Annotated in this window: 13 protein-coding genes; 7 read left to right on the top strand and 6 right to left on the bottom strand. The window is 76.4% G+C overall.

Annotation, left to right across the window (positions count from 1 at the left end; all coding sequences use genetic code 11):
• Positions 1–58: 58 nt before the first annotated feature.
• On the bottom strand, positions 59–859 hold the full coding sequence (locus T328_RS02465; RefSeq protein ID WP_496494116.1) for a methyltransferase domain-containing protein: 801 nt from the start codon (positions 857–859) through the stop codon (positions 59–61).
• Positions 860–1,031: 172 nt separating this feature from the next.
• Between T328_RS02465 and T328_RS02470 the strand changes: the two genes are divergently transcribed.
• From T328_RS02470 to T328_RS02485, 4 genes are all read left to right on the top strand, one after another.
• Positions 1,032–1,274, top strand: a complete 243-nt coding sequence (locus T328_RS02470) for a DUF6158 family protein (protein ID WP_496494117.1) — start codon at positions 1,032–1,034, stop codon at positions 1,272–1,274.
• 282 nt (positions 1,275–1,556) lie between these two features.
• On the top strand, positions 1,557–2,378 hold the full coding sequence (locus tag T328_RS02475; RefSeq protein ID WP_496494118.1) for a SigB/SigF/SigG family RNA polymerase sigma factor: 822 nt from the start codon (positions 1,557–1,559) through the stop codon (positions 2,376–2,378).
• Between the two features lie 172 nt (positions 2,379–2,550).
• Positions 2,551–3,894: an aminotransferase class I/II-fold pyridoxal phosphate-dependent enzyme gene (locus T328_RS02480; RefSeq protein ID WP_496494119.1), complete on the top strand. Its 1,344-nt coding sequence runs from the start codon at positions 2,551–2,553 to the stop codon at positions 3,892–3,894.
• Positions 3,891–4,922 (top strand): MBL fold metallo-hydrolase, encoded by a 1,032-nt coding sequence (locus T328_RS02485; RefSeq protein ID WP_496494120.1) that lies wholly within the window; start codon positions 3,891–3,893, stop codon positions 4,920–4,922. Before T328_RS02480 ends, T328_RS02485 begins: the two co-directional genes overlap by 4 nt.
• Positions 4,923–4,943: 21 nt before the next feature.
• On the opposite strand, the gene T328_RS02490 is transcribed toward T328_RS02485, so the two are convergent.
• On the bottom strand, positions 4,944–5,573 hold the full coding sequence (locus T328_RS02490) for a DedA family protein (RefSeq protein WP_496494311.1): 630 nt from the start codon (positions 5,571–5,573) through the stop codon (positions 4,944–4,946).
• A 2-nt stretch (positions 5,574–5,575) separates the two neighbouring features.
• A complete protein-coding gene (locus tag T328_RS02495) occupies positions 5,576–6,358 on the bottom strand; it encodes an MBL fold metallo-hydrolase (RefSeq protein WP_496494121.1) in 783 nt (260 codons plus the stop codon).
• Positions 6,359–6,519: 161 nt separating this feature from the next.
• Between T328_RS02495 and T328_RS02500 the strand changes: the two genes are divergently transcribed.
• Together T328_RS02500 and T328_RS02505 are read left to right on the top strand one after the other, a co-directional pair.
• Positions 6,520–8,841: a phage holin family protein gene (locus tag T328_RS02500; protein WP_496494122.1), complete on the top strand. Its 2,322-nt coding sequence runs from the start codon at positions 6,520–6,522 to the stop codon at positions 8,839–8,841.
• Between the two features lie 195 nt (positions 8,842–9,036).
• The gene (locus T328_RS02505; protein ID WP_496494123.1) at positions 9,037–9,456 is read left to right on the top strand and encodes a hypothetical protein; all 420 of its coding nucleotides are present in this window, start codon (positions 9,037–9,039) and stop codon (positions 9,454–9,456) included.
• A 4-nt stretch (positions 9,457–9,460) separates the two neighbouring features.
• Here T328_RS02505 and T328_RS02510 read toward each other — a convergent pair whose 3' ends face one another.
• Together T328_RS02510 and T328_RS02515 are read right to left on the bottom strand one after the other, a co-directional pair.
• Positions 9,461–11,566, bottom strand: coding sequence for a sulfatase family protein (locus T328_RS02510; RefSeq protein WP_496494124.1), 2,106 nt, complete (start codon positions 11,564–11,566; stop codon positions 9,461–9,463).
• Positions 11,567–11,712: 146 nt separating this feature from the next.
• Positions 11,713–12,645 carry a helix-turn-helix domain-containing protein gene (locus tag T328_RS02515; protein ID WP_496494125.1) on the bottom strand — a complete coding sequence of 311 codons (933 nt, stop codon included), beginning with the start codon at positions 12,643–12,645 and terminating at the stop codon, positions 11,713–11,715.
• 73 nt (positions 12,646–12,718) lie between these two features.
• Here T328_RS02515 and T328_RS02520 point away from each other — a divergent pair, with 73 nt between their 5' ends.
• Positions 12,719–13,027, top strand: a complete 309-nt coding sequence (locus T328_RS02520) for a 4a-hydroxytetrahydrobiopterin dehydratase (protein ID WP_496494126.1) — start codon at positions 12,719–12,721, stop codon at positions 13,025–13,027.
• 54 nt (positions 13,028–13,081) lie between these two features.
• Here T328_RS02520 and T328_RS02525 read toward each other — a convergent pair whose 3' ends face one another.
• Positions 13,082–13,807: a tyrosine-protein phosphatase gene (locus T328_RS02525; protein WP_496494127.1), complete on the bottom strand. Its 726-nt coding sequence runs from the start codon at positions 13,805–13,807 to the stop codon at positions 13,082–13,084.
• Between the last annotated feature and the right edge of the window lie 57 nt (positions 13,808–13,864).

Raw genomic sequence — 13,864 nt, forward strand, 5'->3', positions numbered from 1 at the left:
GAGCAGATAAGGGCCGGGGCCGCCGACGGTCCGGCTGCCGCGCGCGGGCGCCGCGGCCTCACGGCACCCGGCAGAGCACCTCGCCGTGCAGCACGGCGAACCACGCGCCCGGTGCCCCGCCCCACTCCCGCCAGCCGGCCGCGATCCGCTCCAGCGCCGCCGCGTCCGCGTGCCCGCCGTCCACCGCGAGGCGGGCGTACGACGACGCCGTCGTACGGTCCGCCCACGACTCGCTCCACCACGCGCGCTCCTCCGCCGACGCGAAGCACCACGCGCTCGCCGAGGCCGTGACGTCCGCGAACCCCGCCTCGCCGGCCCACGCCCGCAGCCGCCGTCCCGCGTCCGGCTCGCCGCCCGAGGCGCGGGCCACCCGGCGGTAGGTGTCCAGCCAGCCGTCGAGGGCGGGCACGTCGGGGTACCAGGTCATCGCGGCGTAGTCCGCGTCCCGCGCGGCGACGAGCCCGCCGGGCCGGCACACCCGGCGCATCTCCGCCAGCGCCCGCACCGGGTGCGCGAGGTGCTGGAGGACCTGGTGGGCGTGGACCACGTCGAACGAGTCGTCCGGGAAGTCCAGCGCCTCCGCGTCGGCGACGGCGAACTCCACGTTCGCCACGCCCCGCGCCGCCGCCACCGCGCGCGCCTGCGAAAGGATCCCCGGCTGCGCGTCCACCGCCGTCACCCGGCCCCGCGGCACGAGGTCGGCGAGATCGGCGGTGATCGTGCCGGGGCCGCAGCCGAGGTCGAGGACGTGCATCTCCGGGCGCAGTTCGCCGGTCAGGTACGCCGCCGAGTTGGCGGCCGTGCGCCAGCGGTGCGAGCGCAGCACCGAGTCGTGGTGTCCGTGCGTGTATACGGCCATGGGCGGCAGCGTAGCTCCGGTCTCGTATGACGAGAAGTATCGTCTCGGAATGCGGTCACCGAAGGCACGGCCCCTGTCTGTGCGCGCGTCGCCCGGGTAGTCGCCCGGGTAGCAGCCGGGTCGGGATTGCCTGATCCTGGAGACGGAGACAGCCGGCGAAGGAGAGCCGCAGATGGGCGATAGCGACCGGCGCCGGGGCGGCATCGCCCCCGCGCAGCTGAGCGACCAGCAGCTGATCAAGGAGCTGGAGACCATCCACCGCACCCGCCACGACACCCTGCTGCACGGCTCGGCGGCGGCGCTGGCCGCGCACAACACCCGCATGGCACAGCTGGAGGGCGAGTACCTGAGCCGGCACCCCGAGCGCTCCGTCGCGCTCGGCCGCACCCGCGAGGGCGCGCGCGAGCGCGGCTAGCGGACGGTGCCACGGGCACACCCCGAGGGCCCGCCGGGCCAGCGGTCGTGAGCGGGGCGTCGTCGGCGTATCGTGGAAAACGCCCCGTTCCGCCCCTGTTTGCAGCGTCCGGCGGCGGGAAGGCGGAACGTACGTGCTTCGGTCCAGAGGCACGCCGCGGGAGTGGTCGGCTTCTCAGCCGCCGGCGCTTCGGCCGCGTGTGGCCCGGAGCGTTGCCGTTCCCGGCCGCGCGCTGTCTCCCGTGAGAACTGAACGTCCGTAATTCGCCCGAGGGAGGCCACCGTGGCGCATGTCCGGGCAAGGGACAGGAACAGGAACAGGCACCCGCACGACGACGCCCCCGACACCTCCGCGCAGTTCCGCCGGCTCGCCGGAATGCCGGACGGGCCCGACAGCAAGGCGCTGAGGCAAGAGGTCGTACGCGCCTGGATGCCGATGGCGGAGCGGCTCGCCCGTCAGTTCAGAAACCGCGGCGAGGCGCTGGAGGACCTCGAACAGGTCGCGCACCTCGGCCTGGTGAAGGCCGTCGCGCGCTACGACCCGGCGCGCGGCAACGCCTTCGAGAGCTTTGCCGTGCCGACGATCGTCGGCGAGCTGAAGCGGCACTTCCGCGACCACATGTGGGGCGTGCACGTGCCCCGCCGGGTCCAGGAGCTGCGCAACCGCGTCCGCAGCGCGAGCATGTCGCTGGCCGCCACGGCCGACGACCGGTTCCCGCCGACCGCGGACATCGCCGAGGTCGCCGGGCTGACCGAGGACGAGGTACGCACCGGGCTGGAGGCCCTGGAGAGCTATGCCACCCTGTCCCTCGACGCCGCCCTCACCGGCGCCGGGGACGGCTACGCGCTCATCGACACCGTCGGCGGCACGGAGCCCGGCTTCGAACAGGCCGTGGACCGCGAGGCCGTGCGACCCCACCTGCGCCGGCTGCCCGACCGCGAACGCGAGATCCTCTATCTGCGGTTCTTCTGCGACATGACGCAGAGCAGCATCGCCGACCGCCTGGGAATCTCGCAGATGCACGTCTCCCGGCTGATCAGCCGCACCTGCGAGCGGGTCTGTGAGCGCGTCGAGTCGGATCGGGCCGCCGCTGCGACGCGGTAGGCGGCACGGTCCCGCACGCCGCACGCGCCGCCCGCCGCTGCCGTCCCCCTTCCCGTCCCCCTTCACCTGACCAGGTGCACCGCACCGCCCCGGCGGCCTCCTGATCTGGGACAGTGGGAGGGTTCGCACTCTTGTGAACGTCCGACGGGCGAGTCACGGAGGGAGGTGGCGCATGACGCAGGCCGTCCCCGACGCCGGTCTGCCACCCCCCGCCGAACTCGTCGACGGCTTCGCCGGCGCCGCCACCGCCGCCCCGGGACCGCCCGGCGGCGGGCCGGAGTTGCGCGCCGCCGCCGCGGGCTACTGGCACCGCCGGGGCCTGGCCACCGACCCCGGGCAGACCGCCGCCGCACCCGGCGGCCCCGCGCTGCTGCTGGCCCTGGTCGCCGCGGCCGGCGGCGAGGTGCTGCTGCCCCGGCCCTCGGCGTCCTGGTACGAGGCGCAGCCGGTGATCCTCGGCCGCGCCGTGCACCGCGTGCCCACCACCGCGGAGTCCGGCGGCGCTCCCGACCCGATCGCCCTGCTGGAGACCGTGCGCCGGGTACGGGCCGAGGGCGGCGACCCGCGGCTGCTGGTCCTGTCCGTCGCCGACGACCCCACCGGCACGGTGCCGCCGCCGGAGGTGGTGCACGAGGCGTGCGAGGCGGCGGCGGGGGAGGGGGTGCTCGTCGTCAGCGACGAGACGTACCGCGACGCGATCCACGACCCGCACGCCACCGTGCTCGTCAGCCCCGCCGAGATGCTCCCCGACGACGTCGTCGTCCTCGCCGACCTCGGCGGCACGCTCACCCCGCCCGGCTGGCCCGCCGCCGTCGCCCGCTTCCCCGCGACCCGCGCGGGCGCCGCACTGCACGACGCCGCGCTGGCCGTGCTCGGCACCGCCGTCCCACCGCTGCCGCCGCCCGTCGAGGCCGCCGCCGCGGCGGCGCTCGCCGAGCCGCCCGCCGTCACCGGCCGGCTGGCCGCGGGCGTCCGGCTGCACGCCGCGCTCACCGAGGCGGTGCGGAACGTGCTGACCGCCGCGGGCGCGCTGGTCCGCCCGCCGCAGGCCGGCTACCACGTGTACGCGGACCTCGAAGCCCTGCGCCCGGCCCTCGCCCGCGGCGGCGTCGTGGACGCCGTGGACCTGGAGACCGCCGTCGTCCGCGCCCTGGGCCCCGCGGCCGGCCGGCCCGGTGCCCGCGCCCGGGCGGTCGGCGGCGGGCACCGCTTCGGCGACGACCTGACCGCGCTGCGGCTGCGGGTGGCGACGGGTCCGCTCCTCGGCGACGCCGGCGGCGCGCACGCCGCCGCCCTGGCCTCCGCCCACGCCCGCCCGCCCGCCGCCGCGACCACCCTGACCCCTGCCGCTCCCGTCTCCGCTGTCGCCCCCGCCACCCCGGAAACCCCGGGAGCGGGGCCGCCGGAAGCGCCGGAACCGCAGGAACCGCCGGAGCCCACGCAGTGGCCGCAGGTGGCGGAGGCGTTGAGATCCCTCGGATCAGCCATCACCGAGCTGACAGGAGCCCGCCGTTGACCGGCCAGTCAGAGCAGACGGGAGCCACCAGCCCCGCTGCACCGACCGAGCGCTCCGCCGCCGACCCGCGCCCCCTCGGCGAGATCCGCCGCTGGCCGCGGTCCTTCACCGACCGGCTCACCGCCCCCCTCCCCGGCATCGGCATGCTCGCCCGGCTGGCCCGCACCGGCCAGTTCCGCCCCGACCCCGCAGCCCTCGAAGAGATCCCCGAGCTGCCCTTCGAACCCGGCCCGCCCCCCGCCGCCGGCCCTCACACCGTCGCCGTGACCTGGGCCGGGCACGCCAGTTGGGTGCTGCGCATCGGCGGCCTGACCGTGCTCACCGACCCGCTGTGGTCCCGGCGGATCCTCGGCACCCCCGCCCGCGTGACCCCCGTCGGCGTGCGCTGGGAGGACCTGCCGCCCGTCGATGCCGTCGTCGTCTCCCACAACCACTACGACCACCTCGACCGCCCCACCCTGAAGCGGCTGCCGCGCACCACCCCGCTGTTCGTCCCCGCCGGGCTCGGCCGCTGGTGCCGCCGCCGCGGCTTCACCCGCGTCACCGAGCTGGACTGGTGGGAGGCCGCGGAGCTGCCCGCGCCCGGCGGTCCCGTGCGCTTCGACTTCGTACCGGCGCACCACTGGAGCAAGCGCACGCTGACCGACACCTGCCGTTCGCTCTGGGGCGGCTGGGTCCTCACCGACGGCGCCGGCCGCCGGGTCTACTTCGCGGGCGACACCGGCTACGGCCACTTCTTCGAGGAGATCGGCCGCCGCCACCCCGGCATCGCCCTCGCGCTGCTGCCCATCGGCGCGTACGCGCCACGCTGGATGCTCGGCCCGGTGCACATGGACCCCGAGCAGGCCGTGCGCGCCTGCGCGGACGTCGGCGCGCGGCGGATGGCGCCGATGCACTTCGGCACGTTCCTGCTGTCGGCGGAGCCGCCGCTGGAGCCGCTCACGCGGGTGCGGGCGGCGTGGGAGCGGACGGGCCGGCCGCGGGCCGAGCTGTGGGACCTGCCGGTGGGGGCGTCGCGCGTGCTGTGACGGCGGGCGTTCGGCGCGCGCCTACCGGCCGTCGCCGCGCACCCGGCGCCACACCGGCGGCGCCACGCTGATCACCACCGTCAGCAGCACCGCCGCCGCCACCCCCTGCCACGGCTCGGGGAACAGCGAGCCGCCGAGAATGCCGATCAGCTGGTACGTGGCCGCCCACGCCAGGCAGGCGGGGAAGTTGCCGCGGACGAACGTGCGCAGCGGCATGCGCGCCAGCAGGCACGCCAGCATCACCGGGATCCGCCCGGCGGGCATCAGCCGCGACAGCACCAGCACGGAGATCCGGTGCCGCTCCAGCTTCCGCTGCGCGTTCGCCAGCTGCTCGGGCGCGACGCGCTCGCGCAGCCGGTCGAGCCAGCGCGAGCCGTTGCGCGAGCGCACGCCCCGGCCGCCCAGCCAGTACAGCGCCACGTCGCCGAGGAAGGCGGCGATCGCGGCGGTGGCGAACACCAGCAGCAGTGCGTACGCGGCCTCGTGGTGGAACGCGACGACGGCGGCGGAACTGACGACCGCGCCCGTCGGCACCACGGGCACCAGCGACCCCACGAGCACGAGCAGGAACAGCGACGGGTAGCCCACCGCCTGCTGTGCGGGAGCCACGTCCGGGGCGGCGGCGAGCAGCCCGGGCGCCACGCCCGGCATCCTCAACGGGCCGCCTCCAGCCGCATGCTCTCGCCGTGCCCCAGCCGGTGCACCGCCACCCCGGGCGCGAGCGCCGCGGCCCGGCGCACGAAGTCGTCGCCGGGGGCGTGGAACTCGTGCGGGCGGACGGCGTCCATGCCGATCGGCCAGTACGTGCCGTAGTGCACCGGCACCGCCGCGCGCGGCGCCAGCTCGGCGAGCGCCTCGGCGGCGCGGCCGGGGTCGAGGTGCCCGTGGCCGAGGAACGGGCCCCAGCCGCCGACGGGCAGCATCGCCACGTCGCACGCGCCCACGGCGCGGGCCATGCCGTCGAAGAGGCCGGTGTCGCCGGCGAAGTAGGTGCGGGCCTCGCCCTGGATCACGTAGCCCAGCGCGGGCGCCGTGCGCGTCCCGTACGGCCAGCGGCGGCCGTCGTGCGCGGCGGGCACGGCGCGGATCGTCAGCGCACCGGCGGCGATCTCGTCGCCCGGGCGCACCTCGGTCACCGGCAGCCCGCGCACCGCGGCGAGCCGCCGGAGCCCCGGCACCGCGGCCCGCGCACCGTGCGGCACCACGAGCCGGGTGCCCGGCGCGAGCCGGGCGAGGGACGGCAGGTGGAGGTGGTCGGAGTGCAGGTGGGAGACGACCACGACGTCGGCGATCGCGGCCGACGGCGGGGGCAGCGCGCCGCGGCGGCGGCGCAGGTGCATCAGCCGCGCCACGAACAGCGGGTCGGTCAGGACCCGTACCCCGGAGTCCCGCACCGTCGCGGTGGCGTGTCCCCACCACGTGATCTCGACCGGCAACGCCCGCTCCTTCCGCCGCCGCCACCTGCTCCGGCCCCACCGAGGGTACGGCGTCCCCCGCGCCCGGCGCGGTGCCGCGGGGCCGGGCGCGGGGCCGGGCGGAACTGACTGTCGTCCGGCTGTGGAAGGCTGGTACGACAGGAGCGGAGGTGAGAGAGCGCATGGCAGAGCCGGAGAAGGAGCCCGGGGAGGACGCCGGGCCGGGGGCGGAGCCCGGGTCCGGGAGGGGCGCGGGCCCCGACGCCCGCGGGCTCACGGCCCTGCGCGCCGCCGCCACCCGCAAGGGGCGCCGCGCCGCCGCCCGCGGCCTCGGCCGGATCGTCGTCGTGTGGGCCGTCGGCACCCTGACCATGCTCATCCTCGCCGGTGCCCTGCCCGACTTCCGCCTCCAGTCGCCCGGCGGCGACAGCGCCACCCACATCGCCGTCACCGCCGCCATCGGCGCCGGCGTCTTCGGCGTGCTCTCCGCGCTGGTCTGGCCCGTCCTCGTACGGGCCCTGCTGCTGGTGCCCGCGTTCGTGCTCGGGCTGCTCGTCTTCTTCCTCAACGGCTCCCTGCTGCTGATCGCGCTCAGCCTCATCCCCACCGGCCGCGGCGAGGCCAACCCGGAGACGGCCGTCGTCGTCGCCGCCGTGATGTCCGCGGCGTCCTCCGCCACCAGCACCGCGCTCACCGTCCGCGACGACGGCGCGTACCGCCGCCGGCTCGCCCGGCTCGCGTACCGCCGCGGCGCCCCCGCGGTCTCCCCGGACGCCGACCCCGGCATCGTCTTCCTCCAGCTCGACGGCGTCGGCCACGACGTGCTGCACGCCGCGCTGCAGGAGCGCGAGCGCGCCGGCGGGCGCAGCCTCGGCGGGCAGCGGCTGCTGGCGCACCGGCTGCCGCCGGTGATGGAGACCGTCGCCTCCTGGCACGGCACCAGCCACCGGCTCGTCCCCTGGCGTACCGACTGGTCCAGCCAGACCGGCGCCAGCCAGCTCGGCATCCTGCACGGCTCCAACGAGGACGTGCCCGCGTTCCGCTGGTACGAGAAGGAGACCGGCGAGGTGCTGGTCTGCAGCCACCCGTCCACCGCGCTGGAGCTGGAGCGCCGGGCCGCCGCCCGCGCCGCCGGTGCCGCCCGCGCCGCCGGTGCCGCCGGTGAAGAGGCCGCCGCGGCCGGCGGGCTGCTGGCCACCGGCACGCCCGGGGACACCGCCAGCCGCGGCAACCTGTTCACCGGCGGCGCCACGCAGCTCGCCCTGGTGCTGTCGGTGGCGGTCCGGCGGCAGAAGAAGACCCGCTCCCGCGCCGGGTACTTCGCCTACTTCTCCGACCCCGCCAACGCCTCCCGCACCTTCGCCTCCTTCGTCGCCGAGGCCGGCCGCGAGGTGTTCCAGTCGCTGCGCTCCCGGCTGCGCCGGGAGACCCCGCGCGTCGGCCGCGGCGGGCTGTACCCCTTCATCCGCGCCTTCGCCACCGTCGTCTCCCGGGACGTCGTCGTGGCCGCCGTCATCGGGGACATGCTCGCGGGGCGCACGGCGGTGTACGCCGACCTCGTCGCGTACGACGAAGTGGCCCACTACGCGGGCCCGCGGCACCGCGACACCCAGCAGGTGCTGCGCCGCCTCGACCGTTCCGTCGCGCTCATCGCCAAGGCCGCGGAGCACGCCCCGCGCCCGTACCGGATCGTGCTGCTGTCGGACCACGGGCAGAGTCACGGCCCGACGTTCGCCGCGGCGTACGGGCTCACGCTGCAGGACCTGGTGCGTGCCGGCTGCGGGCTGCCCGTCTCCCGCCGGGTGGGCAAGACCCCCAGCGGCGCCGAGGCGCGCACCGCCGCCCGCGCCGCGCTGCGCCGCCCGGAGCGCCGCGAGGAGGCGTACGACGGCGAGGGCAGGCGCGGTCTGGAGCCGGTCGTCCTCGGCTCCGGCAACCTGGGGCTGGTGTCCTTCCCCGAACTGCCCGGTGTGGCCAGCCGGGAGACGATCGAGCGCCGCCACCCGGCGCTGCTGCCCGCGCTGACGGAGCACCCCGGCGTGGGCTTCGTGCTGGTGCGCTCCGAGGAGCACGGGCCGATGGTCCTCGGCGCGGACGGCGCGGAGCACCACCTGCAGACCGGCAAGGTCGTCGGCGTCGACCCGCTGCTGCCCTTCGGGCCGGGCGCCGCCGAGACGGTGCTGCGCACCGCCGGCTTCCCGCACGCCGCGGACATCATGGTCAACTCCTCGTACGACCCGGAGACCGGCACCGTGCACGCCTTCGAGGACCAGATCGGCTCGCACGGCGGCCTCGGCGGCGAGCAGAACCGGGCGTTCCTGTTCTGGCCCGAGGGCCTGACGCCGCCGACGGCGGCCGGGGAGGTGCTGGCCGGCGCCGAGTCGGTGCACCGGGTGCTGCGCCGCTGGATCGGCGAGTGCGGGGGGCCGGTCGTGCGCCGGGCGGCGGCGCCGGCGGACGAGGTGCGTCCGCGGCCCGTCGCGGAGGATCAGCGGGCGGGCTGAGCGGCGTCGGCACGCGTCGAGCGGAGGTTCCGCGCGCTCCTCTCGTGCGCGTTTCCGCGGGGCCGCATTACCCGGCGGGTAATCGACGCGCCGGGCGGGGGCGGGCACCGTAGGGGCAACGGGGCCCGGACCGGCGCACTCCGGCCCGGGTTCCGGCTCTGACCACCATCGATGTCGTCCGGAGGGTGATCCGCCATGTCCGCAGCCGTCTCCCCGACCGTCGCCACCGCCCCGCAGCTTCCGCTCCGCCGCTGGCTGGGCCTGGACGCCCTCGTCACCGCCGGCAACGGGCTGGCGTACCTGGTGCTCGCCGGCCCGCTCTCCGACCTGCTGGACGTGGACCGCGGGCTGCTGCTCGTGCTCGGCGCGGCGCTCGTCGTCTACGCACTCGACGTCGGCTGGCTCGCCCGCAGGGCCGTCCCGTCGCCGCGGCTGGTGTCGCTGGTGATCGACGTGAACGCCGCCTGGGCCGTGGCGAGCGTCGTCGTCCTGGTCACCGGCGTCCTCGACCCGTCGACCGCCGGGTACGTCTGGATCCCGCTGCAGGCGGCGGTGGTGATGGGCTTCGCGGTCGTCCAGTACGGCGCACTGCGCGCCGTCCGGGCCTCGTCCTGAGGGATCAGCGCACCAGCAGCGCCACGATCTTCCAGTTCGCGGTGTCCGGTGCGCTGACCCGCAGCTCGGTCACCCGGCCCGCGGCCCCGCCGTCGAGGGTGAACTCCTCCCACTGGTACGCGCCCGCCGGTATCTGCGGGCCGGGCGCGAGGACCTCGGTCCCGTCCGCCGTCAGGGCGATCCCGGGCGTGGCGTACTCGTCGTCGCCGCGCAGCACGGAGACCCGGCGCCGGCCCGCGGGCAGCCGCAGCCGGAGCACCGCCGGCGGCTGGTCGCTGACCAGGTCGCGGCGCAGCGCGTCCGGGGCGCCGCGGTCGCGGGACATGGGCGGCGGGGCCCCGGGCGCCCAGCCGTAGCCGGCGGCCTCGTCCCAGGCGGAGTCCGGGGTGAGGGCGGCGTACGAGGGCGTGACCGGGGAGCCGGCCGGGCCGGCGTCGAGCGCGCGGGCGATGTCGTCGCCGTGCGGCACGGCGTACACGAGCACCGGCTCGCCCGCCACGGTTTGCCCCCCGACCTCGGCCCGCGGCGTCAGTTCGTACGTGCGCAGCCGGCCCGCGGGGGCGGCGACCGCGGCGGGCGGGGTGACCTCGATGTCGACCACCGGATCGGTGCCGAGGTCCACGACCCGGCGCACGGTCGTCGAGCCCCAGCCGTCGGGCGCCGCCAGCGACACCGTGACCTCCACGAGGGGGTCGCCGGCGGGGCGCAGCGCGCGGGTCAGCCGTACCCGTACGGTGTTGGCGCGGTCCGCGAGCAGCGGCGGGTCGGCGGTCAGCTCCACCGCCGGGCGCTCCGGGGCCGCTATGTCCTCCTCCAGGGCCGTCAGGAACTCCTGCAGCCGCGCGGTCACCTCCGGCCGCCGCCCCGCCAGGTTCACCGACTCCCGCGGATCCCCGTCGAGGTCGTACAGCTCCGGCAGATAGCGCTGGTCCGAGCCGCGCCGCCGCACGTGCAGCTTCCACCTGCCGTCGCGTACCGCCGCGGCGTGCTCCTGGAGGAAGAACGGCACCGGCGGTCTCTCCCGCAGCCGTCCGCCGCGCAGCAGCGCCCCGACGTCCGTGCCGTCCAGCGCCACGTCCGGCTCCGGCTCGACGCCGGCGAGCGCGCACACCGTGGGCAGCAGGTCGAGGAAGGAGACCACGTCGTGCGACTCCCGGCCGCGCGGCACGGTGCCCGTCCAGCGGGCGACGAACGGCACCCGCACCCCGCCCTCGAAGACCTCGAACTTCCGGCCGCGCAGCCCGGCCGTCGAGCCCTCGAACCAGGGGCCGTTGTCGCCGGCGACGACGATCAGGGTCTCGCGGTCCAGCCCGCGGTCGGCCAGCGCGTCGAAGAACCGGCCGAGGTGGTGGTCGACGGACTCGACCGCGTCGCCGTAGAGGCCGCCGCGGGAGCGGCCGGCGAAGTCCGGTTCGACGGCCAGCGGCAGGTGCGGCACGCACTCCGCGAGGTAGAGGAAGAACGGCCGGTCCCCGGCGCGGTCCACGACGTCGATCGCCTCGTCGGTGAACCGCCGGGTGAGCGCCGCCAGGTCGGCGTCGCTGTGCAGCGTCTCCACCGGTTCCCCGTCCCGCCACAGCTCCGTGGGGTACGTGTCCGCGGTGTACATGGCGTCGACGCCGAAGAAGGAGTCGAAGCCGTGCCGCGCCGGGTGGTGCCCGTCGAGCCGTCCGAGGTGCCACTTGCCGATCGCCGCGGTGACGTAGCCCGCCGCGCGCAGGTACTCGGGGATCGTCCGCTCCCGCGTGCGCAGCCCGTGCGGATCGTCCCGGCTCAGCACCTCCGGCAGCCCGGTGCGCGGCGGCACCCGGCCGGTGAGCAGCGCCGCACGGGACGGGCTGCACACGGGGGAGCCGGCGTAGCCGTGGGTGAACCGGGTGCCCTGGCGGGCGAGCCGGTCCAGGTGGGGGGTGCGGATCAGCGGGTGGCCGTAGCAGCCGAGATCGCCGTGGCCGAGGTCGTCCAGGACGATCAGCACGACGTTCGGGCCGCGGCCCCGGGCGGGTTCGGCGGTCGCCGACTGCAGGTGCGGGCCGCCGGCGGAGACGGGTAAGGCCGTCGCGCCGAGCGTGAGAGCCGATCCGGCGAGGACGTCGCGGCGGCTGACCATGGCGGGCTCCCTTCGGGCGCCGGTGCGCTGGGGAGACCGGCAGGTGCCGCTGATCTTGCGACTTCAGCGACCACTGCGTCAAATAAGGGGGTATTAAAGGTTTATGAAACGCCGTTGGTAGGAATCGCCCGGTGTCCCGCGGGCGGTCAGGAGCCGAGCTGCTGCCGCAGGTACTTCGTCGTCTCCGGGTCCGCGGGCAGCAGCGTCTCCAGGGCCAGCTCCGACACCGTCACGTCCATGGGCGTGTTGAAGGTGGAGACGGTGGAGACGAACGACAGCAGGTGACCGTCGTGTGCGATCCGCAGCGGCAGCGCGAACGGCGCCCGACCGCCGACCGCGCCGACCTCCTCGTCGCCCGCCTCCGGCGCCGGCGGGTACGCGGCCACCTCGTCGTACAGCTCCTTCAGCGCGGGCGAGCGCACCAGCGACAGCTGGCGGTCCATCTGGTGCAGCAGATGCGCCCGCCACTGCGGAAGGTTGCGGATCTTTTTGGCCAGACCTTCGGGGTGCAGTGTCAGCCGCATCGCGTTCAGCGGCGGGCGCAGCAGCTCCGCCGGCACCTCGTCGAGGACCAGCAGGATGCCGCGGTTGGCGGCCACCACGTCGTACGTCCCGTCCATCACCAACGCGGGGAACGGCTCGTGCGCGGCGACGAGCTGCTCGACGCCCTGGCGCAGCTCGGCCATCGCCGGGTCGTCGAGCGGCGTCTCGGGGTAGTGCGGCGCGTAGCCGGCGGCCAGCAGCAGCGCGTTGCGCTCCCGTACGGGCACGTCGAGGTGCTCGGCCAGCTTGAGCACCATCGCCCGGCTCGGCCGCGACCGGCCGGTCTCGACGAAGCTGATGTGGCGCGCGGAGGAGTCCGCGCGCAGCGCCAGCTCCAGCTGACTCAGACCGCGGCGCTCCCGCCAGTCGCGCAGCAGCGCGCCGGCGGTGGCGGCGCCGTCGGAGCCGCCGGTACGGGCCGCGCCGCCCGCGTTGCCCGCGCCGCCCGCGTTGCCCGCGCCGTCCGCGCCGTCCGCGCCGTCCGCGCCGCGCGTGTCGTCCGTGCCGGGTGTGACGGGGAGGCCGGGGGTCGTCATGTCATCGACGGTAACGGAGCGCCGCGCGGTACTGTCGGCCGGGAACCGCCCCGCCGCGAAGGGAGCCCCTCGCATGGCCGTCGAACCGCTTTCCCCCGAGGCCACCGAGGCCCGGCTGACCGGGCTGCCGGGCTGGTCGGTGGCCGAGGGCGAGCTGCTGACGCGTACGTACCGCTTCGAGTCGCACCCGCCCGCCGCGGCGATGGTCGCGGACGTCTCCCGGATCCAGGAGGAGCTGGGGCACCACGCGACGCTCACGCTCGGCTACAACACCCTCGAAGTCGCGGTCAACACCCACAGCGTGGGCGGCCGGGTCACCGAGCTGGACTTCGACCTCGCCCGCCGGGTCGAGGCCGTCGCACCGGAGCACGGCGCGAGCTGAGGCCCTGCCGCCGCCGTCTCACCGTCGCGTCCGCCGACCGGCCGGCTCCCCGTCTCACCCGGCGGCGAGCAGCCGCTCCCGGGCCGCCGCGATCACCGCGTCCGGCACCCCGGCCGCGGCCAGGTACGCCGCCGGGTCGAAGCCGGCGTGCGTGTCGGCGATCACCTGCGTGGCGGTCCGGCCCGAGCGGGCCTGGATCTCGGCGATCTCCATCGTCTGGTCGGTGAGCCCGAGCGCCGCCGCGGCCCGCCGGTGGTTGGGCCCGCTGAGCAGGTAGTCGGCGGCGATGTCCGCCGCGGACACCCCGGCGAGGGACAGCAGCACGAAGGACGCGAAGCCGGTACGGTCCCGGCCCGCGGCGCAGTGCACCACGACGCCGCCGGGCGGCGCCGCGGCGACCGCCGAGACGATCGCCGCCGGCACCCCGGGGAAGTGCTCCAGGTACGCGGCGAAGGTCAGCGGCGTGCCCTCTACGTGCCCCCACTCCCGCCACCACCGCTCGTCGCCCGCCAGCTCGTCCACCGGCACCCGCACCAGCCCGATCCCGTCCGGGCGCGGGCGCTCGGGGGCGTGGTCGTCGGCGTTGCGGAGGTCGACCACGGTGCGTATCCCGTGGCCGGCGACGGCGGCCCAGCCGGCCGCGGTCAGCCGGTCCAGGGAGTCGGCGCGCACCAGCGCGCCCCGGGCGGTGCGCCGGGCACCGGCGGCGGGCAGCCCGCCGAGGTCGCGTACGTTGAAGCAACCGTCCCAGTCGAGCTCGCGTCCGGCCGGCGCAGCCATCTGATTCCCCCTCGATGATCGACTCCCGGTCGCTCCTTCAGACGCCGTTGCGGGTGC

The organism is Streptomyces sp. CNX435, assembly GCF_059570575.1.

Bases quoted from the DNA above. Each gene is read 5' to 3' on its own strand.
- T328_RS02465 (WP_496494116.1), bottom strand. From the start codon at position 859: ATGGCCGTATACACGCACGGACACCACGACTCGGTGCTGCGCTCGCAC.
- T328_RS02470 (WP_496494117.1), top strand. From the start codon at position 1,032: ATGGGCGATAGCGACCGGCGCCGGGGCGGCATCGCCCCCGCGCAGCTG.
- T328_RS02480 (WP_496494119.1), top strand. From the start codon at position 2,551: ATGACGCAGGCCGTCCCCGACGCCGGTCTGCCACCCCCCGCCGAACTC.
- T328_RS02490 (WP_496494311.1), bottom strand. From the start codon at position 5,573: ATGCCGGGCGTGGCGCCCGGGCTGCTCGCCGCCGCCCCGGACGTGGCT.
- T328_RS02500 (WP_496494122.1), top strand. From the start codon at position 6,520: ATGGCAGAGCCGGAGAAGGAGCCCGGGGAGGACGCCGGGCCGGGGGCG.
- T328_RS02505 (WP_496494123.1), top strand. From the start codon at position 9,037: ATGTCCGCAGCCGTCTCCCCGACCGTCGCCACCGCCCCGCAGCTTCCG.
- T328_RS02510 (WP_496494124.1), bottom strand. From the start codon at position 11,566: ATGGTCAGCCGCCGCGACGTCCTCGCCGGATCGGCTCTCACGCTCGGC.
- T328_RS02515 (WP_496494125.1), bottom strand. From the start codon at position 12,645: ATGACGACCCCCGGCCTCCCCGTCACACCCGGCACGGACGACACGCGC.
- T328_RS02520 (WP_496494126.1), top strand. From the start codon at position 12,719: ATGGCCGTCGAACCGCTTTCCCCCGAGGCCACCGAGGCCCGGCTGACC.
- T328_RS02525 (WP_496494127.1), bottom strand. From the start codon at position 13,807: ATGGCTGCGCCGGCCGGACGCGAGCTCGACTGGGACGGTTGCTTCAAC.